This is a genomic window from Ensifer sp. Root1252 (assembly GCF_001425885.1).
Lineage (GTDB): Bacteria > Pseudomonadota > Alphaproteobacteria > Rhizobiales > Rhizobiaceae > Ensifer > Ensifer canadensis.
In genome coordinates, this window is the sequence record NZ_LMDT01000007.1 from 196,789 (window position 1) to 222,868 (window position 26,080).

Below are 26,080 nucleotides of genomic sequence, written 5' to 3' on the forward strand. Positions count from 1 at the left end.
GAAGCTATAATCTATTGTGTTAGGAACGACGCAGAAATTATTGTTTTTGTTGTCGCTTTCTGCAAAGGCAATGACGTTCTGAACGTGTCGCCCACTTCGGGCAACAGGCGGCTCGCCTCATCGAGGAAGCCGCGGATCAGCGGCAGATGACGGCGCTCCGCCAGGCAGATCGCGTACTCGTCGATGATCTCTCTCGCGTCGTCGATCGGCACGAACGAGAGCCTGTTGTCATGGCCGAATTCGAGATCGGCGACGACGCCACAGCCGACGCCATTGGCGATTGCCTCGCGCACGCCCTCGCGCGAGGAAATCTCGACGATCTGATGGATCGAGATGGAGTGGTCGGCGAGATTCTTCTCGAAGATCTCGCGGGTGCGCGAGCCGCGCTCGCGCATGACGAAGGAGAGACCTTCGAGTTCTTTCATGGTGACGCCGTCGCGCGATGCCAGCGGATGGGATGCCGGCACGCAGAGGCCGAGGCGCATGCTCAGAAAACGGACGCCATGGAGGCGCGGGTCGTCGGGGATCTGCGCGGTGATTGCGACATCGGCGCGATAGTCGATGATCTGGTCGATCACACGGGCGGAATTATCGACGGCTAGGGAGAATGTCAGTTTTGGTCGATCGATCTTCAACCGCGAGAGGATCGGTAGCGCCAGGATGGGGCCGTCGGCGGCAACACGCAGATGACCGCCAGTTGTGCCTGCCTCGCCGCGCAGGAAGGCGTTGGCTTCCTTCTCTGCTTGAAACAGGCGCGAGGTGATTTCGAACAGGCGCTCGCCATGGGCGCTGAGGCTGACGCCGCGCGCCTTTCGATCAAGCAGGTTCTGCCCGCATAATGCCTCCAGTTCCCGCACGTGCTGCGATAGGGTGGACTGGCTGATCGCCATGTCTCGGGCGGCCTGGGAGAAGCCGCCGGACTGGGCGACGATGTGAAACGCTTTCAATTGAGTGATCGACATTGCTTCCGGTTCTGTTGCCTGCGGGCATGGCCTGTTGGATCCGCGCGCGTATCATTGTCGCAAAAGCTGACAGGCACATGACACCGGCGGTGACCGCACCGATCGGTCCACTAAGAGGTGGGCGAAACCGATGGCAGCCATCGGAAAACGCTATGGCCGCTTTACGTTTTGTTAAGCAACTGTCATCTGCGCGGTAAGGGTGGCGGATAACGGTGACGCACGGCCAAGAGCCGATCCCGTTCACCTTTAGAGAGAAAGCCGACATGACTTCCTCCCCCAATTCGCTAGCGACTCCGATCCAATCTTCGTCCGATTGGCTCCTGAATATCCCGCGTGTGCAGGCCCAGCAGGGCATTCTCGTGTCGCCGGGCGGCACCGGCAATGCTTCGTCCTACAGTCTAGTCTATGACGTCTACTTCCCATCGGCTGGCTCCAGCGGCTGGATCCCGTTCCTGCAGACGGACGTCACCAACACGTCTGATGGCGATATCTTCGGCAAGGTTGGCGGCGAGAGCTTCGGCCTCGGCATCAACAGCGACTATCGCGGCGCGGCCAAGCTCGATGCCTGGAACCGAATTGGCCTGACGATCGACAAGGACGCCAGCGGCGGCGTCTCGATGAAGAAATACATCAACGGCGAGTTCGTCGCCGAACAGAAGATGACCGGCACGCTTGCCGCCCGCTTCACCATCGACAAGGCCAAGGGCTTCCTGATCTTCGCCGACGAAGACGGCGAGACGTCTTCCGGCTATCTCAGCAACTTCCTCTTCATCGAAAAGGTTCTGACCGGTACGGAACTGTCGGCGCTCGGCAATGCCAAGCCGGAGGGCATCGTTCCGGATGCGCTGAAGACTGATGCGCTGTCGTCCAACGGCACCGAGTTCCGTTTCGGCGAAGGCTCGACCACGCCGGCCTTCGGCCAGGGTTCCTTGAGCGGCCAAGGCACCACCGTGTCGACGACGACGCCGGCAACGGCCGGCATTCCGGCCGTCGGCCAGGACACGACGCCGAACCCGGGCTCCGTCGTCAAGACCACCGCCATCAAGGACATGATGGTCACGCCGGATGCGGCCGATGTGACGATCGACCTGTCGCAGCATTTCTCCGGTGAAAACCTGACCTTCACCGTCCAGAACAGCAAGGGCGAGGTGCTGAATGCCGTCCTCACCAATGGCAACAAGCTGGTGCTGGACTTCGCAGCGTTCGGTCACTCCGACGTCCGCGTGACGGCAACCGACGCCGCCGGCCATGCGGTCAGCGATGATTTCCGCGTCCGCGTCGCCGGTGCGAATGCCTATACGATCGCCGTCTTCCCGGATACGCAGGACTACACGTCCAACGATGGCATCAAGCACTTCTTCGGCGACATGACGCAGTGGCTGCTGGACAATCGCCAGAGCCACAACATCGTCTTCATGACCCATGTCGGCGACATCACCCAGAACAACCTGTCCGGCCAGTGGGACATCGCCGAAGCTGCCCTTCGCAAGCTCGACGGCAAGATCCCCTACGCCCTGCTTCCGGGCAACCATGACCAGGCCAATGGCGGCAGTGCTGCCGACCACTCGTCGATCTATCTCGACCAGCGTTTCTCGCCGGACAAGCAGGCAGAAACCAGCCCGGGCACCTTTGGCGGCGCCTACGATCAGGAGCTGATGAGCGCCCGCAACACCTACAGCACGTTCACGGCCCCCGATGGCACCAAGTGGCTGTCGATCTCGCTCGAGTTCGGTCCGCGCGACGACGTGATCCGTTGGGCAGGCGACGTCATCGAGGCCCATCCCGATTATCGCGTCATGCTCGCCACCCACTCGCTGACGAGCTATGCCGGCCGCCAGGACAATCTGGCCCTGCCGCTCTACGACGAAGGTGCAGGCTACGACTACGGCATGCGCACCGACCAGCGCGGCGCCAACGACGGCGAATATGTTTCGCGCGAACTGCTCGCCCGCTATCCGAACATCGTCATGACCTTCTCCGGTCACATCTTCGGCGATGGCGCTGAAACCGACATCACCTACAATCAGTACGGCGAGCCGGTCTTCCAGTTCCTGGTCAACTACCAGAATGGTGTGTCGCGCGAGATCACCGGCAACGGCAACGAAGCGAAAGGCAACAATGGCGGCAACGGCGCCATCCGCCTGATCACCATCGATCCCGACAACAACCGCATTTCCACCGAGACCTACTTCACCGGGTTCGACGACTACCTAGACGGCTTCCGCACCAAGCCGGAACTCGATCGCGACGGCCTGACCGGCTACTATCGTGGCCACCAGGAAGTGTTCGAGAACATTGACGTCAGCGGCGGCAATGCACGCGCCATGGCTGAAGCCGGTGACGACATCATCGCTGACGCTTCTGCGGGTGCCTCGTCCGCCAATGTCGCGCTTTCCGGTGCCAAGTCGCTGCTGCCGGCAAGCGTCAAGAGCTGGGTCTGGACCAACGAGAACGGCGACGTGGTGGCTGAAGGCAAGGACGCTAAGGCCGAGCTCGAGCTTGGCAAGCACAAGCTGACGCTGACCACCACCGATTTCAACGGCATCAAGACCAGCGACACCGTTGACGTAATTGTCCGTGGCGATCGCACTCTGTTGGTCGAAACCTTCAACGACGGCAATGCCAACGGCTGGGCAACCGATATCGGTGCGGCCAACGGCAATACCGGAAACTTCCTGTTGAAGGGAACGGTCTTCTCGCGTCCGACCGGAGCAGCCGGCCTTGCAGCACCTGAGGCCGCGCTCTTCGACCAAAGCGATGCCGCCCGCAACAAGCTGGTCTTCGTCGGTGAGGGCTCGTCTACCTGGACGGACTACGTATTCGAAGCGTCGTTGACCCAGCTCGACAACGACGCGATCGGCGTTCTCTTCTACTACAAGGACGCCAACAATCACTACCGCTTCACGCTCGATGGCGAGACCAACCGTCGCCAACTGGTCAAGGTGGCCAACGGCGTCGAGACCATATTGGCATCGGTGAACGAAGGTTCGCCCTACAATATGGAAATCCCGTTGACCGTGGCTGTCACCGGCGGCGCGATCAACATCTTCCTCGGCGACAAGAATGTCTTTGCCGGACCGGTCACTGACGCCAATGCGCCGCTTAGCGGCGGTACCGTCGGCCTTTATTCAAGCGGCCAGCGCGCTTCTGTCTTCGATGATATCGTCGTCACCAAGGCGGACACAACGGCAAAGGCCGGCATCGACCAGCGGACCTACGACATCGACGGCGACGGCAAGGCTTCCGTCAAGCTCGACGCCTCCGGCTCGTTTGGTCCGAAGCAGTTGCTCGACTACGTCTGGACGGACCTCGCCGGCAACGTCATTGCCAATGGCAAGACCGCCAACGTCAATCTCGACACCGGCGTCAACAAACTGCTGCTCAAGGTGACGGCTGTGGACGGTTCGGTCTCGACCGATCGTGTCGATATCACCGTTGTCGACCGCACCAAGATACTCGTTGCCGAAGACTTCTCGTCGCCGCAGTCCCTGTCGCGCTTCAACATCGTCGATGAGGGCGAGCTTGGCGGCATCGGACCTGTTGGAAAGGCATCCGAATGGCTGCTTGCCGACGGAAAGCTGGTGCAGACGACGGGGCTTGCTAGCCGCGAACTGACTTGGAGCGGGGCAACTGCCGCGGATCTGTGGAAGCGTGGTTGGAGCCCGCTTGGCGACGGCGTCAACGTCCTTCGTCTCGGCACCTATGCCTTGTTCAAGGATCCGGTAGCACTTGCTTGGACCGACTATGCGGTTGAGGCAACGATCCAGACGCCTGACAAGGACGGCCTCGGCTTCCTGTTCCGCTACAAGGACAACAAGAACTATTACAAGCTCGAACTCGATGCCGATGGCATCCTCGACCGCAGCCCCGGCAATGGCGCCGGCAGCATCTTCAACCTCGTGCGCATGAAGAACGGGGTCGAGGAAATTCTTGCCCAGGTTCCCGGCAAGTACGAGCCGGGTCAGGCAATGAAGCTGCGCGTCGAAGTCGTCGGCGACAAGATCACCGCCTTCCTCAACGATGAGGCCCTCTTTGCCTATCCGGTCGGCGACCGTGGTCTCGACGCCGGTACCTTCGGCCTCTATTCCTGGGGCAATGCCGGATTATCCTTCGACGATCTCACGGTTGTCGATCTGAAATCGGGCCTTGAAGGCGGCCAGGTGATCAACGGCACCAATACCCGTGACATGCTGGTCGGCGGTGAAGCCGGCGAGACGATTTACGGTCTTGGTGGCAACGACACCCTCATTGGCAACGGCGGCGACGATCGCGTCGATGGCGGCGACGGCGACGATACGCTGATGGGTGGTGCCGGACGTGACGGGCTTGTCGGCGGCAAGGGCAACGATGTGCTGATGGGCGGCGAGGGTGCCGACATTATTGCCGGCGGTCTCGGCGACGACCTGATCGAAGGTGGTGCCGGCAACGACGTGCTGATCGGCGGTGACGGTTCTGATACTTACGTCTACGGACGTGGCGAAGGCTCCGACGAAATCGTCGAAACGGCCGCTGCATCTGCTGATAGCGACGTTCTCGTCCTGCACGACATCGCCCGCGGCGAAGCCGTCCTGCATAAATACGGTGAAGCCGTCGAGGTCGAATTCACCAATGGCGAAAAACTGACCCTCAACGGCCAACTGGCAGGCGGCGGTGTCGAACTCGTTACCTTCGCCGATGGCACGGTCATGAACCGCGCGTCGATCGCCAACAGCCTCGTCAACCGTGGTCCGGTTGCCGCCAGCGACACGCTTGCCCCGATCGATGAGGATGCGCCATCCTTCGTCATCCCGTTTGCGAGCCTGCTCGCCAACGACAGCGATGCCGATCTCGATCAGTTGAAGGTGACTGGCGTCACTTCGGTCGTCGGTGGTACCGCCACCGTCGAGGAGGGTGGCATTCGCTTCACGCCTGCCGCGAACTTCAATGGCGAAGCCTCCTTCCACTATCAGATCTCCGACGGTCGCGGCGGCTCGAGCGAAGCCGGCGCCACCTTCGTCGTCAAGCCGGTCAACGACGCGCCTGTTGCATCGTCGCTGACCATTGAGACGAACGAGGATACGTCGATCAGCGGCACGATCACGGCAACCGATATCGATGGCGATACGCTGAGCTATGCCGTCAAGACGGGCGCTGGGCCCGCCAATGGCAGCGTCGCACTCGATGGCAGAACCGGCGCCTGGACCTACGATCCGAATGCCAATGTCAACGGATCGGACAGCTTCATCGTCGTTGTGTCCGACGGCAAGGGTGGCAGCAGCGAGAGCACCGTCAGTGTGACGATCAAGCCGGTCAATGATGCACCGGTGGCTGTTGCCGATACCGGCGGCGTTGCCGAGAACGAGACCGCCACCTTCGACCTCGTTGCCAACGATACCGATATCGAAGGCGACCGGCTGACGCTCGTCGGTTTTGCGGTCACGGCGGTGACCGGTCTGACACTGACGAATGCTCAGGCTGCTACAGCCTTCTCGATCGTCGATGGCAAGCTCGTCGCCGATCCGTCTTCTGCCTTTATGGCTCTGGAAGACGAGCAGAACGCCATGGTCACCGTCACCTACACCGTGCGTGACGCCCAGGGTGGGGAATCGACCGGCACCGCCTCGATCAAGATCGACGGCTACACCGAGTACAACGTCGTCGAAGGCACCGACGGCAACGACACGCTGGTTGCCACTGACCGCAAGGACATGATCGAGGCCGGCAACGGCAACGACACGGTGCTGGCGGGCGATGGCAACGACATGGTCGATGCCGGGGCAGGCAATGACCGCGTTGTCGCCGGAGACGGCAACGATGTGGTCGAGGGTGGTGCTGGCAACGACGTGCTTATGGGCGGCGCTGGCAATGACGCGCTGAGCGGCAGTGCCGGCAATGACCAGCTCAACGGTGGTACCGGCAATGACACGCTGAACGGCGGCACGGGCAATGACGTGCTGACCGGCGGTGCGGGTGCCGACACCTTCGTCTTCGCCTCCGGCGACGGTCGCGACGTGGTCCTGGACTTCCAGGCGGGTGCACAGGGCGACGACGTGGTCGTGCTTTCGAAGGACATGTTCGCCGACTACCAGGAGCTTCTGTCCTCCGGTGCCTTCACCGATGGTGACGCCGGTGCACAGATCGCGTTCGACGATGGGTCGTCCATCACCTTCAACGGTGTGAAAACGGAAAACTTCGTCATCGACGACTTCCGCTTCGCCTAACCAAAGCGAGGGGCGCGCCATCCGGTGCGCCCCTTTTTCGCGCGGCGTAGGCTTCAATCACTTCAGGCATGTCATCGCCTTGTGTTGCCTGCCTGCTACCGCCGCGATCTCAACGGATCAGGGACCATGCGCGACAGTTCTTCCAACAGAAATTCCAGCCAGTTCAAGGGTGTGTTTGCGGGCTGTGCGAGTGCCTTCGTCGGCATTGGCCTGATGAGTGCCGTCGTCAACGTGCTCTACCTCACCGGATCGCTCTTCATGATGGAGGTCTACGACCGGGTGCTTCCGAGCAGAAGCCTGCCGACGCTTGTTGCGCTTCTCGCCATCGTTGTCGTGCTATACGCGTTTCAGGGCCTGTTCGACGCGCTGCGTGGCCGATTATTGGTGCGCATAGCCGATCGGCTCGACCAGGCGCTTTCACCAAGGATCTACGATGCGATCGTCGGTCTGCAGTTGCAGGTGCCGATCAGCGGTCGCTACGCCCAGCCGTTGCGCGATCTCGATACCATCAGGGCCTTTCTCTCGGGCAGCGGGCCGACCGCGCTCTTCGATCTCCCCTGGCTTCCGTTCTATATCGCCATCTGCTTTGCCTTCCATTTCTGGCTGGGTGTCACGGCACTCGCAGGCGCTGTCATTCTGGCGGCGATTACCCTGTTGACGGAACTCGTTTCGCAGCGGCCGGTCGAGGAGGCTGCGCGCCATTCTTCCAAGCGCAATCGCATGGCCGAGAGCGGCCGCCGCAATGCCGATGTGATCACGGTGATGGGCATGGGCCCGCATCTGAGGCGCCGCTGGCAGGATGAGAACCGCGCGTTTACGCGTGAGCAGCGCCGCGCAAGCGATGTTTCCTCGGGGTTCGGCGTGTTGAGCAAGGTGCTGCGCATGATGCTGCAGTCCGGCATCCTTGCGGTCGGCGCCTGGCTCGTGATTAACGAGCAGGCAACGCCCGGCATTATCATCGCTGGCTCGATCCTGTCCGCCCGGGCACTGGCGCCAGTCGATCTGGCGATCGCCAACTGGAAGGGCTTCATCGGTGCCCGCCAAAGCCGCCGACGCCTGCAAAAGACGCTGGCGCTTTTGCCCGATGCGCCTGATCGCATGGATTTGCCGGCACCGAGCCGTGCACTGTCTGTCGAACGCGTCAGCGCTCTTCCGCCGGAAACGACAGACGTCGTCTTGCAGGATGTCACCTTCACACTGGAGGCTGGCGCGGGGCTCGGCGTCATCGGTGCGAGCGGCTCAGGCAAGAGCTCGCTTGCACGTCTGCTCGTGGGCATCTGGCACCCGGCGCGCGGCGCGATCCGGCTCGATGGCGCCACGCCGGACCAATGGCCGGCCGCAGCGCTTGCCCGCCATATCGGCTACATGCCGCAATCGATCGAGTTGCTCGACGGCACCATCGCCGAGAACATTGCCTCCTTCGACCCCGACGCTGGGTCCGACGACATCATCGCCGCTGCCCGCGCAGCAAGGGTTCACGATCTGATCGTCAGCCTGCCGGAAGGCTATTCCACCGAAGTCGGGGAAAATGGCCGGCCGCTTTCCGCCGGCCAGAAGCAACGCATCGCGCTTGCAAGGGCCCTTTACCGGGATCCCTTCGTCGTCATCCTCGACGAGCCGAATTCAAACCTCGATTCCGAAGGAGAGGAAGCTCTGACGTCGGCGATCCTCGGGATCCGTGAACGCGGCGGCATCGTCATCGTCATTGCCCACCGCCCCAGCGCGCTGCTTGCGGTCGACAAGGTGCTGATGCTTGCCGCGGGCCGCCAGCAGGCTTTCGGCCCGAAGGACGAAGTTCTCTCGAAGGTTCTAAGGCAGACAACCGCCAATCCGGGTGCGCTCAAGGTGGTGCAATCAGCAGAAGCAGCAAAGGCATGAACATGGATGATTGGCAGACACTCAGACGTTCGATCCGCACCCACCTGATCGTCGGCGTGCTCGGATTTGCGACGCTGGTCGGGCTCTTCGGCGGTTGGGCGATCAGTACGGAAATCGTCGGGGCGGTGATCGCTCAAGGATCCGTGGTTGTCGAAAGCAGCCTGAAGAAGGTGCAGCACCCCGTGGGTGGCGTGGTCAGCGAACTCATGGTGCGCGACGGCGACCACGTGAAGGCGGGGGATGTCGTCATGCGCATCGACGCGACGATGACGAAGGCCAATCTGGCGATCATTCTCAAGAGCCTGGACCAGTTCGCCGCCCGCAAGGCGCGGCTGGAGAGCGAGCGCGACCGTTCCGAGCGGGTCGTCTTCCCGCAAACGCTCCTTTCGCGGGCCGAGGATCCTGATGTGGCTGCAATGATGCATGCCGAGCAACGCCTTTACGAAAGCCGCAGGGATGTGCGCGAGAGCAAGAAGCGGCAACTGGAGCGGCGGGTGGAGCAGCTGAACGACGAGATCCGCGGCATGGATGCCGAGCGCACCGCCAGTAGCCGCGAGCGGATCCTGATCAAGGAGGAGCTTGGCCGCTACACCTTCCTGCATGACAAGGGGCTGATGGAGAAAAGCCGCCTCAGCGCACTCGAGCGCCAGGCAACCGATATCGATGGCGAGATGGGCAGGCTGCTGGCCGGCGTCGCCGGCGTGCACGAAAAGATCGCCGAGACATCGCTTCAGATCATTCAGGTCGACGAGCAATGGGCCGAGGAAGTCGGAACCGACCTGCGCGAAATGGATGCCCGCATCGGCGAATATGTCGAGCGCAAGGTTGCAGCCGAAGACCAGCTGAAGCGCGTCGATATCGTCGCGCCACAGAACGGCATCGTGCACCAACTCGCCGTCCATACGGTCGGTGGCGTGGTCGCTCCGGGCGAGCCGATCATGATGATCGTGCCGGATATCGACAAACTCGTCGTGGAGGCCAAGGTCGCGCCGCAGGACATCGACCAGATCTATTCCGGACAGAAGGCGATCCTACGTTTCTCCGCCTTCAGCCAGAAGACGACGCCGGAGATTGTCGGCGCCGTCGAGCGGGTGTCCGCCGACGTGTCGGTCGATCAGCGGACGGGTGCGAGCTTCTACATCGCGCGCATCGCGATCACGCCGGCAGAGATCCAGCGGCTTGGCAATGTCTCGCTGATGCCGGGCATGCCGGTGGAGACGTTCATTACGACCGGCGAACGAAGCGTTGCTTCTTATTTCGTCAAGCCGCTGATGGATCAGGTCAGCCGCGCTTTCCGAGAGAGCTGAGCCAACCGTCGATTCGCAATCCGCCGGCCATTGCTAACGAAAGCAGTCCGTTCCATCCGGTCATCCGACCGTGACGGGGCGGGCTGTTTTGGTGTTCGGGGCGCAATGATGCAGCAACAGCCCGGCAGATTTCTGCCTGCATGCGGCCTGCTAAGATCATGCTGCCGCCGGCTCATTGTGTCTCCCTCAACAGCAATCCACCTTGAAAAGTGGGCTGTTGCCCAGTTTATCACGTCACGATTGCAAGTAGCCGCCGCTTCAAAGTCGCTGAATTCGCACGGTTTTTCTCCGTAAAACCGGAATCGCTAATTCTTGCCAACATAATTGTCGACAAAATAGTTGACATTAGCGCCAACAACTTCAAATCTAGCGCTGTCAGCCATCCAGTGATCGAGGGATCGCGGACCGACCGGGTCGGCACGGCACGGCGACGAATGGCAAAAACAGAGGGAACCACATGAAACTGAGAAAGCATCTCCTTGCGGGGTTGGCATTCGCCTTTCTCGCCTCGACGGCACAGGCCGAAACGCTGCGCTGGGGCAGCCCGCGGGATATCTTCTCGCTCGACCCGTATTCCTACGGCAGCACGTCGAACCTCGCCTTCCTCAATCACGTCTATGAGGGACTGACGCGCTACACGCCAGATTTCGTCGTTGAGCCGGCACTCGCCACCAAGTGGGAGCTGGTCTCCGAAAAGGTTTGGCGTTTCCACCTGCGCAAGGGTGTGAAGTTCCAGAACGGCGCGGATTTCAACGCCGACGACGTGATGGCCTCGATGGCTCGCGTCAGCCACCCGACGTCGCCGCTGCGTGGCAACATTCCTGCCTATGTCTCCACCACGAAGGTGGACGACTACACGGTCGATATCGAGGTGAATTCGCCAAGCCCGCTGTTCCTGAACGACATGACCAACATCTTCATGTTCGACAAGGACTGGCTGATCGAGAACAAGTCCGAATTGCCGACCGATGTCGGCGGCAAGGTCGAGGGTTACACCACCTATCACACCAACGGCACCGGGCCGTTCATCGTTGAGTCGCGCGTGCCTGACAGCAAGACCGTGCTCGTCAAGAATAACGGCTGGTGGGATACCCCGAAGCACAATCTCGACCGCATCGAATTCACCCCGATCACGTCGGCGGCTACTCGCGTCGCGGCCCTCCTGTCGGGCGAGATCGACCTGACCGACGGTGCGCCCGTGCAGGATCTCGACCGGCTGAAGAGCGATCCGAACATCAAGGTCGTCGAGCGCTCCGACCTGCGCACGATCCACCTGGTCTTCAACCGCAAGGACAAGCTCAACGACGGCCGCGAAAACTTCTTCAATGACATCAAGGTCCGCCAGGCGATCGATCATGCAATCGACCGTCAGCTGATCTTCAAGCGCGTCATGCGCGGCAAGTCGCATGTCGCCGGTACCATGGTTGCGCCTGAGATCCCGGGCTACAGCGCCGAACTGGATGTGCCGACCACCTACGATCCGGAACTGTCTAAGAAGCTCCTGGAAGAAGCAGGCGCCGTCGGCACCGAGTTCACGCTCGTCTGCATGAACGACGAAAGCGTCAACGAAGAAGACGTCTGCAGTGCGCTCGTGTCGATGCTGTCGCGTGTCGGGCTCAAGCCGACGCTCGACATTGGTCCGCGCGCCGTGCAGGCGCCGAAGCGCGCCGGCGGCAAGTCCGATGCCTTTATGATCGGCTGGGCCAACGAGCCGACGCTCGATGCCTACTCGATCCTGATCCAGGTGCTTTCGACCCGCGAAGGTGCTGCCGGCGTCGCCAACTATGGCGGCTGGTCCTATCCCGAACTCGACGCCATGGTGAAGAAGGCCGCAGTCGAAATGGATCGCGACAAGCGATTGGCGATCGAGACCGAAGCGCTGAAGTTTGCCAAGGATCAGGTCATCATGATCCCCTTGCATCAGCAGCCGATGGCATGGGCGATGTCGAAGGAAGTGACCGACGTCACCATCCGCGCCGACAACAAGCCGCGCCACTGGCTGACCCGTATCGGCGATTGACCCCACATTGCCCCGGCAGAGCCTGCTCTGTCGGGGTTTCTCATTGAGCGGGAAACCCAATGATTGTCTTTCTGATCAAGCGGCTGGCTAATGCCGTGATGGTCATGCTCGCCGTCGCGCTGATGGCCTTCATGATCTTTCGTTTCGCCGGCGATCCGGTCGAACTGATGGCCAACGAACAGATGTCGCAGGCCGATCGGCTCGAACTGCGCGAAAAGCTCGGGCTGAACGATCCGTTCCTGACCCAGTATGTGCGCTTCGTCGTCAACGCGGCCCAGGGCGATTTCGGCATCAGCTACCGAAACGGTCAGGACGTGATGACGCTGATCGCCGAACGCTTCCCGGCGACCATCGAACTGGCTCTGGTCGCCACCGTCCTGTCGCTGCTGGTCGGCATTCCGCTCGGCGTGCTGACGGCGATCCATCGAGGCCGCTGGTATTCGGAAGGCTTACAATTCGTCAGCATTATCGGCGTTTCCCTGCCGAGCTTTGTCGTTGGCATCCTGCTGATCCTTGTCTTTGCCGTCTCGCTCGGCGTAGTGCCGGCCTTCGGCCGCGGCGACGTCGTCCAGATCGGCTGGTGGAGCACGGGCCTCTTGACCGCATCCGGGCGTGCGTCCCTGCTTCTGCCGTCCTTTGCGCTTGCCCTCTACCAGATCACGCTCGTCATGCGGCTCGTGCGCGCCGAGATGATGGAAGTGCTGCGTTCTGATTTCGTGAAGTTTGCCCGTGCCCGCGGCGTGCCGCGGTGGCGCATCAATTTCCGCCATGCGCTTCGCAACTGTCTGATGCCTGTTGTCACCATGACGGCGATGAACGTCGGCTCGCTGATCGCCTTCGCACTGATCACCGAAACCGTGTTCCAGTGGCCGGGAATGGGCATGCTGTTCATTCAGGCGGTGACCTTCCTCGATATCCCGGTGATGGCAGGCTACCTGTGCATCGTCTCCTTCATCTTCGTCACGCTGAACACGCTTGTCGATATCGCCTATGCGGTCATCGATCCCCGTCTTCGCGATGCCACACGCTGAGGCCGCCCCATGACTGACCAGGCTCAGGAAACAACCTCGACAGCCAAGATCGGCCGGCTCGCGCGCTGGCGTCAGAGCGATCTCTGGTGGTCCTTTACCCGCAGTCCGTCGGCAATCGCCGGCGCGCTGATCCTGCTCGTGCTCATCGCCGCGGCTTTTGCCGCGCCGTTGATCGCGCCGCAGAACCCGTTCGATCCGGCGCAGCTCGATCTCTGGAACTCGGAGCTGCCGCCGATCTGGCAGGCCGATGGCCAATGGCCCTTCATTCTCGGCACCGACACCCAGGGCCGCGACATGCTCTCGGCTATTCTCTACGGCTCGCGCATTTCGATCCTGATCGGGGTCTGCTCGGTGATCTTCTCGCTGACGGTCGGCCTCAGCCTCGGTCTCATCGCCGGCTATTTCGGCGGCATTGTCGACAACATCCTGATGCGCATCGGTGACGTTCTGCTCTCCATTCCGACGATCCTGATCGCCATTCTCGTCAGTGCCGTTGCCCGCCAGATGCTGCCGCCGGAGCTGCGCGACGTCGGATCGGCAGCTGTCCTCGTACTGGCGATCACGCTCAGCGCCTGGGTTCAATATGCCCGTACCGTCCGCGCCCAGACGATCGTCGAGCGCGGCAAGGAATATGTCCAGGCTGCCCGCCTCCTGAAGACGCCGGCGCGGCGGATCATGCTCAACCACATCCTGCCAAACACGCTAACGCCGATCATGGTCGCAGCCACGCTGAACTTCGGCATGGCGATCCTCACGGAAGCGACGCTCTCCTTCCTCGGCATCGGCATGCCACCGAGCCAGCCCAGCCTCGGAACACTCATTCGGCTCGGGAACCAGTTCCTGTTCTCCGGTGTCTGGTGGGTCGTCCTGTTCCCGGTGTTGCAGCTTTGCCTACTTGTCGTCTCAGTCAACCTTCTCGGTGACTGGCTGCGCGACGCACTCAATCCGAAACTGAGGTGAATGATGTCCAATCTTTTGATCCGTAACGTCCGTCCCCACGGCGGGGCGCTGACGGATATCCTGATCCGTAACGGCAAGATCGAAGCGATCGGCCAGAACCTTCAGGCCGATGGCGTGGCGATCGAGGATGGCCGTGGCCACATCGCCATTCCCGGCCTGGTCGAAGCCCATACCCATCTCGACAAGTCCGTCTGGGGCATGCCCTGGCATGAAAACGCCAAGGTCGCGACGCTGCGCGGACGCATCGATTTCGAGCGCGAGAAGCGGCTTGAGATCGGCATCGATCCGCATCGCCAGTCCATGCGCCAGGCGATCATGCTGGCCGCGAACGGCGCCAGCCATATTCGCAGCCATGTCGATATCGACACGACGCACGGCCTGCGCCTGATGGATGGCATCATCGAAACGCGAGAGGCGCTTGACGGCATCATCGACATCGAGATCGTCGCCTTCCCGCAGTCGGGCCTGGTGACCCGCCCGGGCACAACAGAACTTCTCGACCAGGCTCTTAGCAACGGCGCGGAAGTCCTTGGCGGAATTGATCCTTGCGGCATCGACCGTGACCCGAAGGGGCATCTCGATGCCGTCTTCGGCCTTGCGGAAAAACATGGCAAGCCGATCGATATTCATCTGCATGAAGCCGGTGAACTCGGCGCCTTCAGCATGGAGATGATGTTCGAGCGCATTCGCGCGCTTGGCATGCAGGGAAAGGTTGCGATCAGCCACGCCTTTGCGCTCGGCGCTCCGGATTACCTGCGGGTCGCCGGCCTGATCGAGCAGATCGCCGAGCTCGATGTGCGCATCGTCACGACGGGCTCGCCGTCGTCGACGGTACCGTCGATCCTGCGCCTCAAGGAGGCTGGCGTGAAGGTGGCCGCAGGTTGCGATGGCATTCGCGACACCTGGGGCCCGTGGGGCCAGCCGGATATGATGGACCGCGTTCGCATCCTCGGCATGAAGAACGGCCTGCGCCGCGACGTCGACCTGGAGCATGCGCTTCATGTCTGCTCCACCGGTGGCGCTGACGTCATGGACATTGCCGGCTACGGCCTGGAAGTTGGCTGCAATGCCGATTTTACCCTGCTCGTCGGCGAAACGCTTGCCCATGCAGTCGTCGAAGTCGCACCACGTCCGCTGGTCGTCAAGCGCGGCCGTGTCGTTGCCCGTAACGGTGTCGCGGAGGTAGCCATCCCATGATCGACCTCAAGGATTTGAAACTCGGCACGCGTGCCGAAGGCCGCACACTGTTGACGGCGCAATGGGTTCTCGGCCACCGCGACGGCAGTCACCGTCTCATCCCAAACGGCGAAGTGGTCATCGAAGGCGGCAGCCTGCTTTATGTCGGGCAGCACTTCGAGGGCGAGGTCGCACGCATGGTGGATTTCGGCGCGGCGATGATCAGCCCCGGCCTGATCGATCTCGATGCCCTCTCGGATCTCGACACGACGATCCTTTCCATCGACCATCAGCCAGGCTGGGCCAAGGGCCGGGTCTGGCCGCGCTCCTACGTCGAGCGCGGGCCTTATGAAATGTATACGCAGGAGGAACTGGCGTTCCAGAAACGCTTCTCCTTCGCTCAGCTTCTGCTCAACGGGATCACCACCGCGGCACCGATCGCGTCGCTGTTCTATCGCGAGTGGGGCGAAACGGTCGAGGAGTTTGCAGCCGCCTCGGATGCCGCCGGCGATCTCGGCCTGCGCGTCTATCTGAGCCCTGCCTACCGCTCCGGCGGCATGGTGCTGGAGGCGCCGGGACAGCTCGAGGCCGTCTTCGATGAGGCGAGAGGCCTGCAAGGCCTCGACGACGCCATCGGCTTCATCCGCGATCACGATGGCCGTCATGGCGGCCTGGTTCGCGGGCTTCTGGCCCCTGATCGCGTCGAGACCTGCACCGAGGCGCTGCTGAGGAGAACGGCGGATGCCGCGCGCGATCTCGATTGCTCGATCCGGCTGCACGCCGCACAGGGCACGATGGAGGTCGATACGGTCCGTCGTCTTCACGGCAAGACGGCGCCGGAGTGGATGGCGAGCCTCGGCTTCCTGAGTTCGCGGTTGATCGCCCCGCATGCCACGCAGGCAACGGCCAACGATCTCAAGCTCTATGCCGACAACGGCGTCAGCATCGTCCATTGCCCAATGGTCTCGGCACGCGGCGGCAGCACGCTCAACTCCTTCCGCTCGGTCAAGGAACGCGGCATCAACATCGCCATGGGCACCGACACTGCGCCGCCGGACATGCTGATGAACCTTCTGGTCGGCCTCATCACCTGCCGCGTCGTCGAGGGCGACACCGCAGCCGTCAGCTGCGCCGATCTCTTCGACGCCGCCACGCTGGGCGGTGCGAAAGCTCTGGGACGCAGCGATCTCGGGCGGCTCGAAGCAGGCGCCCGGGCTGACATCGCGGTCTTCGACCTGATGGATCACCACATGGCGCCGGCGATCGACCCGATCACGACGCTGGTTGTCGGTGGCTCGGGGCGTGTCACCAAGACAGTCTTCGTCGATGGCCGTCTCTCCATGCACGAAGGCAAGGTCGCCGGCATCGACATGGATGCGGCACGCCGGCAGGCACAAAAGCAGTTTGACGGGCTGATCGCCAAATACCCCGAACGCAGCTGGGCCCATCCACCCGTCAGCGAAATCTTCCCACCCAGCTATCCCTTGGAGGACCTGCGGCATGAGTGAGCTCGTAACTTCGCCGGTTCTCGACGTGCGCGGACTTTGCGTCGAGTTTCCCGGACGGCACGGCACCGTGGCGGCATTGTCCGACGTCTCGCTCAGCATACGGCCGGGCGAGATCCTGGGTGTGGTCGGCGAATCCGGCGCCGGCAAGTCGATGACCGGCCTTGCCGTCCAGGGTCTGCTCGAACCGCCGGGACGGATATCCGGCGGTGAGGTCTGGCTTTCGGGTCGCCGCATCGACCAGCTTTCCGACAGGGAAATGCAGGGCGTGCGCGGCCGACAGATCGGCGCGATCTTCCAGGATCCGCTGACATCGCTCAACCCGCTCTTTACCGTCGGCGCGCAACTGGTCGAGACGATCCGCCTTCACCTGAAGCTGTCGAAGCAGGGTGCCAAGGAACGGGCTATCCACCTCCTGAAGGAAGTGGGTATTCCCGCACCTGAGGCACGTTTCGATCACTATCCGCACCAGTTCTCGGGCGGCATGCGGCAGCGTGTGGTCATTGCGCTTGCGCTTGCGGCGGAGCCGAAGCTGATCATCGCCGACGAACCGACGACGGCGCTGGATGTTTCGATCCAGGCGCAGATCACCTCTCTGCTGCGTCGTCTCTGCGACGACCACGGCACATCCGTGATGCTGGTGACGCACGATATGGGCGTGATTGCCGAGACCGCTGATCGGGTTGCGGTAATGTATGCCGGTCGCCTGGTCGAGATTGGCCCGGTCGAAGAGGTGCTCCGTAATGCGCGCCATCCCTATACGCGCGGGCTGATGGGCTCGATCCCCGCGCTCGGGCGCCGTGTCGAGCGGCTGAACCAGATCGACGGCTCCATGCCGCGCCTGAACGCCATCCCGCGCGGCTGCGCCTTCAATCCACGTTGTCCCGAGGCGGGACCGCGTTGCCGTGAAGATCGTCCGGAGCCGACCCCGGTCGGCCTGGGCGTCAGTGCTTGCTGGCTCAATGCAGGAGGAGTTCTATGAGTGACGCCCTGACCGTCAATGATCTGACGTGCAATTTCGATGTATCGGCCCCCTGGCTGAACCGGGTCCTAGAGCGCAAGCCGCGCCAGTTCGTGCGCGCGGTGGACGACATCAGCTTTTCCGTGCCGATGGGCGGCTGCCTTAGTCTGGTGGGCGAATCCGGCTGCGGCAAGTCGACCGTCGCCCGGCTTGTCACCGGCCTCTATCGCGCCTCGGAGGGTGAGGTTCGTTTTGCGCCGGGTCGCTCCGGCGAGCCCCTTTCCGCCCAGATGATCTTTCAGGATCCTTTCGCCAGCCTCAATCCGCGCTGGCGGGTGAAAAACATCATCGCCGAGCCGCTGCGCGAGCTGAAGCTGCGCAATTCGGAAGCAGAGGTGATGGAGCGCGTCGGCGAATTGCTGCGCATCGTCGGACTTGCGCCTTCTGATGGTTCGAAGTTTCCGCACGAGTTTTCCGGCGGCCAGCGACAGCGCATTTCGATTGCGCGTGCGCTTGCCGGTGAGCCGGAATTCCTTGTCTGCGACGAACCAACCTCGGCACTCGACGTATCGGTACAGGCGCAGATCCTCAATCTGATGCGCAAACTGCAGGATGAGATGGGGCTAACCTATCTCTTCATCAGCCACGACATGAGCGTCGTCCGCCATATGTCGGACCGGATTGCAGTGATGTATCTCGGCCGCATCGTCGAGGAGGCGGACACGGAAACGCTTTTCGCCAATCCGCGCCATCCCTATACGCGGCTGCTGCTGGAAACGATCCCCGATATCGCCGAACCGAAGCGCCAGCGCAGCATCACGGCCAGTGAAGTGCCGAGCCCGCTCAATCCGCCGTCGGGCTGCACTTTTCACCCGCGTTGTCCGCTGGCTGATGCCCGCTGCAAGAGCGAACGTCCGGCAATGAGAAGCTTTGCCGATGGTTCCCGCGCGGCATGCCACCGCGTCGAGGAAGCTGTCGCGTCAATGGCAAAGCCGACGCAGGCAGCCTAGCCCAAGCGTCAGCACAGAATGAAAAAGCTCCGGAGGTAGTTTCCTCCGGAGCTTTTTGTTTTCAGTCAGTTGCAGCTGTTTGTTAAGCTACCGTATCCACAAGGCGGGTGACGGCCGCAGACTTAACCCGCGGATAGTCATAGGCGCCCACCTTGGAGGTGGTATAACCCGCGCCAACCAGTGCTTCGGCGAGCTTGATTGCAGCGGTCACGCCGTCGATCACCGGCATGCCCGTTCTAAGCTTAAGCCGGTCGCACAGTTCCGACATTCCGGCACAGCCGAGAATGATCGCCTCAGCGCCATCCTCATGCTTGGCGCGCAGGATTTCCTGTACGAGCATTTCCTCCGTGTGGGCGAGGTCTTCCTCCAGCGCCAGCACCGGCATATCGACAGAGCGCACCTTGCGACAGCGGTGGCCCGCACCATAGGCGTCGACCAGGTCCTCGATGATCGGCACAGAGCGCGGCAATGTCGTGATGATGGAGAAGCGCGTGGCGATATTCATCGCCACTTGGATGGCGGCCTGGCAAATGCCGATGACCGGTCCGCGGGCGATCTCACGTGCAGCGCCAAGGCCGGGGTCGTCGAAGCAGGCAATGACATAGGCATCGACCCCGCGCGCCTCTCCGGCGCGGATTTCGGCAAGCATCGCCGGCACCGCCATGGCTTCGTCCGCATGGCCCTCGATGCTGGCGGGACTTGTGGTCGGGTTGACGGACTCGACCAGCGTCGGGGCGGCTGCAACCCGCTCAGCGCTGCGGTGCGCCTGTTCGGTCATCGAGGCAGTGGAGTTCGGGTTGACGAGAAGGATGCGCATGGATCAGTTCGTTTTCGTTTTGAGGGCGGCAAAGGACGCGATGTCGGGTGTCCGCATCTCGAACTGACGATCGGAGGTGATGTAGTTGTTTGGCAGTTCGGTGAAGTCAAAGTCCATCAATGAGCTCTCAGGTCAGCGCGGTCGGTTGTCACACCGGTCGATGGCCGTCGTTTAAGTGGTTGCCACAGCATATCAAGTTACGGTACACAATATTGTCTACAATTTTGTAGTCAATATCAAACTGCAGTGAGTGGAATTGACTTTGAACGCTGGCCGACGAGAGTATGCGAACGGCTATGGGAGATTTCATGTACAATGCGGACGAGACCGCCGGAGCGCCGACGGCTATCATTTGTGAGAAGATCTGGCTTGCCATTGCGGAGCGGCGCCTGCGCCCAGGCACCCGCCTCAAGGAAGAGCAGCTTGCCGAGATTTTCTCCGTCAGTCGCGCCCGTATCCGCCAGGCGCTGACCGCGCTCGAACGGGATGGGCTGGTTACGATCATGCCGAACCGGGGCGCCTTCGTATCCGAGCCGTCGGTGGATGAGGCGCGCGACGTCTTCGTGACGAGAAGGGCGATCGAGCAGCGGGTGGTCGAGCGCTTGTGCGAGCGGGCGACGGTGGAAGACATCGAGCGTATGCGCTCCCATATCGACGAGGAACGGGTTGCGGGTAGGGCAGGCGATCTCTCTGCAATCGTTCGTCTTTCCGGCGGATTCCACCTGCTTTTGGCGGAGCTCTCCGGCTCTGCCTTCCTTTTCGGCATCCTGCGCGACCTGGTTTCGCGCACATCGCTGATCACCGCCATGTACCGTTCGAAACACCTGCACAATTGCGGGCCGGACGAGCATATGGCGGTCGTCGACCGCATCGCGGCGAGGGATGTGGACACGGCAATCCGTGAGATGGCCGAACATCTGCATCACGTCGAGGCGGAACTGGATCTCGACGAAGAGAAGGATCAGCCGCGCGACCTGCGTGCAGCACTGCTTTGACATTCCATTGGCAATAACCCAACCGCACCGCTCTTGTGAGGAGGCGGTGCCTGTTTTGAGAACTGAAGGACGGAAATGACTGGTCGTAATTACTATGCGCCCCATGGCGGCGCTCCGGAACAAACGCAGCTCCTGACCGACCGTGCGGTCTTCACCGAAGCCTATGCGGTGATTCCGAGGGGCGTGATGATGGACATCGTCACCAGCTATCTACCGTTCTGGGACAAAACCCGCCTGTGGATATTGTCGCGACCTTTGTCCGGTTTTGCTGAAACATTTTCGCAGTACATCATGGAAATCGCTCCAGGCGGCGGCAGCGACCGGCCGGAACTCGATGAGGGCGCTGAGGGTGCGCTGTTCGTCGTCGAGGGTGAACTGACCGTCACGCTTGATGGCAAGGAGCACCGCATGCAGCCCGGCGGCTTTGCTTTCATTCCGCCGGCCAGCAACTGGGCGGCGCATAACAGAAGCGAATCTCCCGTTCGCTTCCATTGGGTCCGCAAGGCCTATGAATACGTCGACGGCCTTCCTGCTCCCGAAGCCTTCTTCACCAACGAGGCTGACATCACACCGTCCGCCATGCCCGGCACTGAAGGCAAGTGGGCAACGACGCGTTTCGTCGACCCGACCGATCTGCGGCACGACATGCACATGACCATCGTGACCTTCGAGCCGGGCGCGATCATTCCCTTTGCCGAAACCCACGTGATGGAGCATGGCCTCTACGTGCTCGAGGGTAAGGCCGTCTACCGGCTTAACCAGGATTGGGTCGAGGTCGAAGCCGGCGACTATATGTGGCTTCGCGCATTCTGCCCGCAGGCCTGCTACGCCGGCGGCCCCGGCAAGTTCCGCTATCTGCTCTACAAGGACGTCAACCGTCACATGAAATTGCGCCCGCGCTAAGATCCGCGGCAACATTGTCCTACCGAAACAGCGCCTTCCAAGAAGGCGCTGTTTCTTTTTAATCAAAGGGATGCGTTAGCAATTTAATGTGCCGCCTTGGGTCGGTGAGGGCCAAGCTTTTGCCTCACGGGCCGAAAATATTCGCCGGTCAGGAGGACAAAAGCGCGATCTCGCACCTGACTCTCGTCCTCGTTGCGGCCGGCGCAGTCAAAGTTTTCCCGTAGCGGCACGCCAGCGGATCACCATGGTCCATTGACGTAGAGAAAATACTTGTCTTTGGGCGCGCCCGGCGGAAGCGGTAGCGAACGCGTCCCCGCCAGTTCGAGCGGCAAATCGGACAGGACGATGGCATGCGGCGCAAGGACTGCCGGGAGGCATCGGCTCAGCTTGGCGCTTGTCGCAATATTGTTCGCGTTGACATACGAACCCATATCCGCATGCGCCAGGATGACCTGTCTGTCAAAGCGGGTGGCAGCGGCACCAAGCGTATCCTCGATGTCGCCGAGCAGCAAATAGTTCTCTGGCGGCGTGCAGTCGGCGAAACAGTCGATCTCGCGATCCAGAACATAGATCTCGCGCTCCGGGAGATGGATGCGCAAGTGGTCGTAGGTACGACCGTGACCCAGCCCCATCTCGAACACAATGCCCGGACGGTCGGCTATTTCTCGGAAGGCCCATTCGAGGCAGATGTGCTGAGCCTCCAGACGGAACAGCAATGTTTCGAGCCGGGAGTCTTTACGTCTCCCTTCAGCGCGCGGTTCTTTCAGTGTGGCACGTGTCGGCATACTTATCGTCCCTGCGGGTTATGGAATCGAACGCGGCTCGGATGGCTCCAATTGGCGCCGGCGCGGTGGCCTGCAACCGGTGAATGAAAGATATAGGACGAACGTTCGATGTGCCAGTGCCCAGCCTGTGAGGAAAAAATGCACTGATCTCAAGGAACATCTAAATTCCAGGAGGCATCTAAGGTGGACGGCAACCAGGCTGGCGATTTTGCGACGTTTTTTTGGGGGGCTTCAACGGAGATCCCGACCCCATGAGAAAAGGCCGTGGGCGCGATCCCGACGTACAGGACGGTACGACTGAGGGGCAGCAAAGGGTTGCACTCTGCCGTCTGAAAGGTGCTTTTCCAACGACTGTTGTGTGGCGAAACCGGCCATATCCCCGTCGTGTGAGCGTCGCCATGGCGCTTAGGGTTTCGCCCCCTACCGGAATCGCTCCCGCCTTCAGCGCGAGCGCTGTCAATCGACAAGTTGTGGATTGGTGGGGCGCAGGCTCTTTGGCCGGATCAGACGCAACGAACCGCCGGCGGCGTCCTTTTCGAGTTCCAGCACGCGGGTGAAGAAGCCGTTGGCGCGTTCCCTGCGCCCGATGTTGACGATTGCCGCCTTGCCCATTTCCTGGTCGAGGAACGTCATCACCTTGCGATAGGCATCGTCTTCCAGTGTATCCAACGCCTCGTCGATGATCAGCCACCGCGGTTTGTGCAGACCAAGGCGGGCGATCGCCAGAAGACGCATCTCGACCTCGCTCAGATTGAGCTTCTTGCGCATGTCCTGGTCGAGACGATCGGCGAGGCGGCCAAGGCCGACCTTGGAAAGCACGCCGCTAAGTTCGCCGTTCTTGAAGCTGTCTGGCGTCTTCGGGTAGGCAAGCACCTCTTCCAGCGTGCCCGGCGCAAAATACGGCGAGCGGGGAACGAAGGCGAGGCCATCATCGATCGGCAGCGAGATGCGGCCATGCCCCCAGGGCCAGAGACCTGCAATGGCGCGGAAGAAGGGCGCTTTTTCCACCTCCGCCGCACCGGTGACAAGCACGCGTTCACCAGGATTGATGGTGACATTGGGCTCCGAAAGCTTGATACAGCCGGCGGCCGAGACAATCTCGATATGATCGAACATCATCTGCGGTCCATCAGCCGTAACGAACTCGATGCGCTTGTCGCCTTCATGCCGGTCGTCGACGACGAGCAGGGCTGAGCGGAACGCGGCGACGCGCATCAATGTCGCGCGCCAGTCGGCAATGGCACCGATGTTGTCGACGAACCAGCGCAGCGATGCGTGCACCTGGTTGAAGGCGCCCACGGCCATCATCAGGCCGCCGAAGCTGAGATCGCCGGCAAAATAGACCGGCGAGGCGATGACGATCGGTGCGACAACAGTGATCCAGCCATAACCGGCCGTCACCCAGGTCAGCCGCGTAACGGCGAGCAGCAGGCTCTGGCTGATCTCCAGAACGGACGCGAGATCTGCCTGCAACCGGCGTTTCTCGTTCGTCTCGCCCGATGACAGCGAGACCGCCTCGATGTGTTCGTTGATGCGCATCAGCGAGAAGCGCAGCGACGCCTCGCGTGCGTAGTGTTCACCGTTGAGCTTGACCAATGGCCGCCCGACGAGCCAGCTCAGCCATGACGCCGTGCCCGCGTAGAGAATGGCAGCCCAGACCATGTAACCGGGGATGTTGATGGCCATGCCCGAGATGTGAAAGACGAAGCCGTCCGACAGCGACCAGAGCACGCCGATGAAGCCGGCGAGCAGGATGCCGGATTGGATCAGCCCAATCGTCAGCCCGGCGGAGAGATCTGACAGATGGCGTGCATCCTCGTGTATGCGCTGGTCTGGATTGATGCCGATGGCGCCTGCATTCGCCAGCCGGAACGCGCGCGCCGGCTTCATCCATTCGTGGATGAGATCGAGTGTCAGGCCTTCGCGGAGCTTCAGCCGAACAAGCTGGCCGAGCCATGTCTGCAGAACATTGAGAACGAGCAAAGCTCCGGCGATCTGGGCGAAGACAACGAGCTGGTGCAGGAAGGCCGGGAGGTCACGTCTTTCCAGCGTGTCGTAGAACGGCTTGTACCATCGATTGAGGATGATCTGACCGAAGGCAGTGGTGACGATGACGGTCAGGATACCAAGGGCGAGCCAGATGATCCGGTTTCGGAGTGGCGAAGCCATGAAGGCTGCATGCATCATCCGTAACTGGGCGCTAAGGGGTTGTTCGTCGTTGGCCTCTACCCGACCATTGTTCTTGCCGTTTGTTGGGTTCGGCATCGATGCGAATCTCTCCGTCACGATCTCCACAGGGGAAATATAGCCTGCCGAGCCCGGTCTCCCTAGCGCCGATTGTCGTTATCCAAATCAGCAGAAGGCAATTTGGGTGGCCCCTGTTGCCCAAGCAACAGCATTCGGGCTGCAAAACTCAATTCAACAAGGAGCTGGACGACAGTGCGGCACGCGCCCCAAAAGGCATGAAACTGATTGTATCCATATAAAGAGGGTTCATAGTTCCGATCGATGAGACACGAGAGCGCATCCACGGGAGGAACGTGCATGTCCAACAATCTCGACCACATCCGTGAGCAGCAGAAGGATCTCTGGGACCGGTTTTCAACCGGCTGGCAGAAATGGGACGAACTGGTTCTGGGCTGGCTCGCTCCGTTCGGCGATGCAATGATCCACCAGGCCAAGCTTAGGGATGGTGACCATGTTCTCGATGTCGCGGCTGGCACCGGCGAACCGGGGTTAACGGCTGCCGCTTTGGTCCCGAATGGTCGAGTGACGGTAACAGACCTGTCCGAGCGCATGCTCCAGGTGGCCGCCGAGAATGCCCGACATCGCGGTCTCAGCAATTTCACGACCGAGATATGCGACGCCGGCAGTCTGCCTTTTACCGATAAATCCTTCGACGCAGTACTATGCCGGTTCGGGTTCATGTTTTTCCCGGATGTCGGCGCGGCGGCGCGACAATTCAGTCGTGTCGCGAAACCTGGCGCGCGTGTTTGTGCTGCTGTTTGGAGCGGGCCTGAAAAAAATCCCTGGGCGACGACAATAATGGCAACGATCGCGCGGCACGTGACTTTGCCCGCGCCGATGCCCGGCGCGCCCGGCCTGTTTCGTTGCGCAGCCGCGGGCATGATGTCGGCGGCATTCGCCGACGCAGGTTTGCAAGATGTCGATGAGCGGGAGATCTCAACGATGATGGTGCACGAGTCTCCTGAACGGTATTGGACCTTCATGACCGAAATAGCGGCGCCCGTGGTCGCGGGGCTGGCTCAGGCGGACGCCGCGACGCATGAGGCGATCAAAAATGAGGTTCTTGATTTGGCGCGTCAGTCCATGCGCGGCAACAAGGTCGAGTTACGTTCTACTGCGACGATTGTCACGGGAACACGAAGATAAAGGCGGACGAGGACCACGGCGGGGCTTTCAGACACGACCGTGCATGGAGAACACTGTCTGAGGGTCGCGATCAACAATCACCGCACCAGACGCCAGGACTTGAAGTTGCTCGTCGACGAGGTCGTCCGGCTTGGCCGGGAAATCGTCCGGGCGAGCGCAGCTGCCTGAATGGCCCGC

General features: G+C 61.5%; 17 protein-coding genes. 13 read left to right on the forward strand and 4 right to left on the reverse strand.

Going from position 1 to position 26,080, the window contains the following annotated elements:
* Positions 1–11: 11 nt before the first annotated feature.
* Entirely contained in the window at positions 12–962 is a 951-nt protein-coding gene (locus ASD02_RS10215) for a LysR substrate-binding domain-containing protein (RefSeq protein ID WP_082555511.1), read from the reverse strand.
* A gap of 263 nt (positions 963–1,225) precedes the next feature.
* On the opposite strand from ASD02_RS10215, the gene ASD02_RS40395 reads away from it, so the two are divergent.
* From ASD02_RS40395 to ASD02_RS10265, 10 genes are all read left to right on the forward strand, one after another.
* Positions 1,226–7,162: an Ig-like domain-containing protein gene (locus tag ASD02_RS40395; RefSeq protein WP_057220640.1), complete on the forward strand. Its 5,937-nt coding sequence runs from the start codon at positions 1,226–1,228 to the stop codon at positions 7,160–7,162.
* Positions 7,163–7,288: 126 nt separating this feature from the next.
* On the forward strand, positions 7,289–9,040 hold the full coding sequence (locus ASD02_RS10225; protein ID WP_057214454.1) for a type I secretion system permease/ATPase: 1,752 nt from the start codon (positions 7,289–7,291) through the stop codon (positions 9,038–9,040).
* Positions 9,041–9,042: 2 nt separating this feature from the next.
* Positions 9,043–10,347, forward strand: coding sequence for an HlyD family type I secretion periplasmic adaptor subunit (locus ASD02_RS10230; RefSeq protein WP_057214504.1), 1,305 nt, complete (start codon positions 9,043–9,045; stop codon positions 10,345–10,347).
* Positions 10,348–10,804: 457 nt separating this feature from the next.
* The gene (locus ASD02_RS10235) at positions 10,805–12,367 is read left to right on the forward strand and encodes an ABC transporter substrate-binding protein (protein WP_025428827.1); all 1,563 of its coding nucleotides are present in this window, start codon (positions 10,805–10,807) and stop codon (positions 12,365–12,367) included.
* Between the two features lie 59 nt (positions 12,368–12,426).
* Positions 12,427–13,398 carry an ABC transporter permease gene (locus tag ASD02_RS10240; protein ID WP_025428826.1) on the forward strand — a complete coding sequence of 324 codons (972 nt, stop codon included), beginning with the start codon at positions 12,427–12,429 and terminating at the stop codon, positions 13,396–13,398.
* 9 nt (positions 13,399–13,407) lie between these two features.
* Entirely contained in the window at positions 13,408–14,358 is a 951-nt protein-coding gene (locus ASD02_RS10245; protein ID WP_057214456.1) for an ABC transporter permease, read from the forward strand.
* A 3-nt stretch (positions 14,359–14,361) separates the two neighbouring features.
* Positions 14,362–15,555, forward strand: a complete 1,194-nt coding sequence (locus tag ASD02_RS10250; protein WP_057214507.1) for an amidohydrolase family protein — start codon at positions 14,362–14,364, stop codon at positions 15,553–15,555.
* A complete protein-coding gene (locus tag ASD02_RS10255) occupies positions 15,552–17,042 on the forward strand; it encodes an amidohydrolase family protein (RefSeq protein ID WP_057214459.1) in 1,491 nt (496 codons plus the stop codon). The genes ASD02_RS10250 and ASD02_RS10255 overlap by 4 nt, the downstream gene beginning before the upstream one ends.
* Positions 17,035–18,021 (forward strand): ABC transporter ATP-binding protein, encoded by a 987-nt coding sequence (locus ASD02_RS10260; RefSeq protein ID WP_025428822.1) that lies wholly within the window; start codon positions 17,035–17,037, stop codon positions 18,019–18,021. The genes ASD02_RS10255 and ASD02_RS10260 overlap by 8 nt, the downstream gene beginning before the upstream one ends.
* Positions 18,018–19,010: an ABC transporter ATP-binding protein gene (locus ASD02_RS10265; RefSeq protein WP_038577875.1), complete on the forward strand. Its 993-nt coding sequence runs from the start codon at positions 18,018–18,020 to the stop codon at positions 19,008–19,010. Before ASD02_RS10260 ends, ASD02_RS10265 begins: the two co-directional genes overlap by 4 nt.
* 82 nt (positions 19,011–19,092) lie before the next feature.
* Here ASD02_RS10265 and ASD02_RS10270 read toward each other — a convergent pair whose 3' ends face one another.
* Positions 19,093–19,827: an aspartate/glutamate racemase family protein gene (locus tag ASD02_RS10270; RefSeq protein WP_025428820.1), complete on the reverse strand. Its 735-nt coding sequence runs from the start codon at positions 19,825–19,827 to the stop codon at positions 19,093–19,095.
* 308 nt (positions 19,828–20,135) lie between these two features.
* Here ASD02_RS10270 and ASD02_RS10275 point away from each other — a divergent pair, with 308 nt between their 5' ends.
* Positions 20,136–20,822 carry a GntR family transcriptional regulator gene (locus tag ASD02_RS10275; protein ID WP_025428819.1) on the forward strand — a complete coding sequence of 229 codons (687 nt, stop codon included), beginning with the start codon at positions 20,136–20,138 and terminating at the stop codon, positions 20,820–20,822.
* Between the two features lie 75 nt (positions 20,823–20,897).
* Positions 20,898–21,725 (forward strand): bifunctional allantoicase/(S)-ureidoglycine aminohydrolase, encoded by an 828-nt coding sequence (locus ASD02_RS10280; RefSeq protein ID WP_057214463.1) that lies wholly within the window; start codon positions 20,898–20,900, stop codon positions 21,723–21,725.
* Positions 21,726–21,964: 239 nt separating this feature from the next.
* Here the strand turns inward: ASD02_RS10280 and ASD02_RS10285 are convergent, their stop codons facing one another.
* Entirely contained in the window at positions 21,965–22,510 is a 546-nt protein-coding gene (locus ASD02_RS10285; RefSeq protein ID WP_063978339.1) for a class I SAM-dependent methyltransferase, read from the reverse strand.
* 456 nt (positions 22,511–22,966) lie between these two features.
* Positions 22,967–24,775, reverse strand: coding sequence for an ABC transporter ATP-binding protein/permease (locus tag ASD02_RS10290; RefSeq protein WP_038578250.1), 1,809 nt, complete (start codon positions 24,773–24,775; stop codon positions 22,967–22,969).
* Between the two features lie 279 nt (positions 24,776–25,054).
* Between ASD02_RS10290 and ASD02_RS10295 the strand changes: the two genes are divergently transcribed.
* The gene (locus ASD02_RS10295; protein ID WP_057214469.1) at positions 25,055–25,903 is read left to right on the forward strand and encodes a methyltransferase domain-containing protein; all 849 of its coding nucleotides are present in this window, start codon (positions 25,055–25,057) and stop codon (positions 25,901–25,903) included.
* The last annotated feature ends 177 nt before the right edge of the window (positions 25,904–26,080 follow it).

What these genes read in the sequence shown, in the direction of transcription:
- ASD02_RS40395 (WP_057220640.1), top strand. Translation starts at nt 1,226, where the DNA reads ATGACTTCCTCCCCCAATTCGCTAGCGACTCCGATCCAATCTTCGTCC.
- ASD02_RS10290 (WP_038578250.1), bottom strand. Translation starts at nt 24,775, where the DNA reads ATGCCGAACCCAACAAACGGCAAGAACAATGGTCGGGTAGAGGCCAAC.
- ASD02_RS10255 (WP_057214459.1), top strand. Translation starts at nt 15,552, where the DNA reads ATGATCGACCTCAAGGATTTGAAACTCGGCACGCGTGCCGAAGGCCGC.
- ASD02_RS10275 (WP_025428819.1), top strand. Translation starts at nt 20,136, where the DNA reads ATGTACAATGCGGACGAGACCGCCGGAGCGCCGACGGCTATCATTTGT.
- ASD02_RS10265 (WP_038577875.1), top strand. Translation starts at nt 18,018, where the DNA reads ATGAGTGACGCCCTGACCGTCAATGATCTGACGTGCAATTTCGATGTA.
- ASD02_RS10260 (WP_025428822.1), top strand. Translation starts at nt 17,035, where the DNA reads ATGAGTGAGCTCGTAACTTCGCCGGTTCTCGACGTGCGCGGACTTTGC.
- ASD02_RS10230 (WP_057214504.1), top strand. Translation starts at nt 9,043, where the DNA reads ATGGATGATTGGCAGACACTCAGACGTTCGATCCGCACCCACCTGATC.
- ASD02_RS10245 (WP_057214456.1), top strand. Translation starts at nt 13,408, where the DNA reads ATGACTGACCAGGCTCAGGAAACAACCTCGACAGCCAAGATCGGCCGG.
- ASD02_RS10250 (WP_057214507.1), top strand. Translation starts at nt 14,362, where the DNA reads ATGTCCAATCTTTTGATCCGTAACGTCCGTCCCCACGGCGGGGCGCTG.
- ASD02_RS10280 (WP_057214463.1), top strand. Translation starts at nt 20,898, where the DNA reads ATGACTGGTCGTAATTACTATGCGCCCCATGGCGGCGCTCCGGAACAA.
- ASD02_RS10215 (WP_082555511.1), bottom strand. Translation starts at nt 962, where the DNA reads ATGTCGATCACTCAATTGAAAGCGTTTCACATCGTCGCCCAGTCCGGC.
- ASD02_RS10235 (WP_025428827.1), top strand. Translation starts at nt 10,805, where the DNA reads ATGAAACTGAGAAAGCATCTCCTTGCGGGGTTGGCATTCGCCTTTCTC.
- ASD02_RS10295 (WP_057214469.1), top strand. Translation starts at nt 25,055, where the DNA reads ATGTCCAACAATCTCGACCACATCCGTGAGCAGCAGAAGGATCTCTGG.
- ASD02_RS10285 (WP_063978339.1), bottom strand. Translation starts at nt 22,510, where the DNA reads ATGCCGACACGTGCCACACTGAAAGAACCGCGCGCTGAAGGGAGACGT.
- ASD02_RS10240 (WP_025428826.1), top strand. Translation starts at nt 12,427, where the DNA reads ATGATTGTCTTTCTGATCAAGCGGCTGGCTAATGCCGTGATGGTCATG.
- ASD02_RS10270 (WP_025428820.1), bottom strand. Translation starts at nt 19,827, where the DNA reads ATGCGCATCCTTCTCGTCAACCCGAACTCCACTGCCTCGATGACCGAA.
- ASD02_RS10225 (WP_057214454.1), top strand. Translation starts at nt 7,289, where the DNA reads ATGCGCGACAGTTCTTCCAACAGAAATTCCAGCCAGTTCAAGGGTGTG.